General features: G+C 72.6%; 1 pseudogene. It reads right to left on the reverse strand.

Annotated elements, in window-relative coordinates:
* Positions 1-277 (reverse strand): annotated as a pseudogene (locus E9565_RS22110) (methyl-accepting chemotaxis protein); the annotation flags it as partial.

Genomic DNA, 277 nt, shown 5'->3' on the forward strand with positions numbered 1-277 from the left:
CGCGATGCTCGTGATCACCTTCACCACGTTGCCGATCTCCGCCGAGGACTCCCCCAGCTTCGCCACCGTCGCCGTCGTCGTCTCCGCCGCCGTCACCGCACGCGCCGCCACCTCGCTGGCCTCCGCGGCGTTGCTGGCGATCTCCCGGATCGACGCCCCCATCTGCTCCGCACCCGCGGCCACCGTCGAGACCGACCGGCTGACCTCCTCCGCGGCACCCGACACCACACCCGACTGCGCACTGGTCTCCTCGGCCGACGCCGAGATCTGCGCCGAG

Origin of the sequence: Blastococcus sp. KM273129, from assembly GCF_021698995.1 — a bacterium.
Taxonomy (GTDB): Bacteria; Actinomycetota; Actinomycetes; order Mycobacteriales; family Geodermatophilaceae; genus Blastococcus.